At 71.4% G+C, this 224-nt stretch carries 1 protein-coding gene; it reads right to left on the bottom strand.

Annotation, left to right across the window (positions count from 1 at the left end; translation table 11 throughout):
• On the bottom strand, positions 1 to 224 hold a 224-nt coding region (locus OP79_RS49480), incomplete at both ends, for a sugar-binding domain-containing protein (protein WP_033330057.1).

Here is a 224-nt window from a genome sequence, read left to right as displayed (position 1 = left end):
GCGCTGCCCGCCGGGCGGTGCAGCAGGGTGACGTCCCGGAAGATGCCGGGCAGCCACCACTGGTCCTGGTCCTCCAGGTACGAGCCGGCCGACCACTGGTGGACGCGGACGGCAAGGACGTTCCCCGTCGGCTTCAGCAGATGGCCGACCGCGAACTCGTGCGGCAGCCGGGAGCCCTTGAACTCGCCGATGTCGGTGCCGTTCAGCCAGACGCGGGCGCAGGA

The sequence above is a fragment of the Streptomyces yerevanensis genome, from assembly GCF_000716805.1.
In the GTDB taxonomy this organism is placed as follows: Bacteria; Actinomycetota; Actinomycetes; order Streptomycetales; family Streptomycetaceae; genus Streptomyces; species Streptomyces flaveus.
The sequence above is the reverse complement of the archived record's forward strand: the minus strand, read 5'-3'. Positions and strand labels throughout refer to the sequence as shown.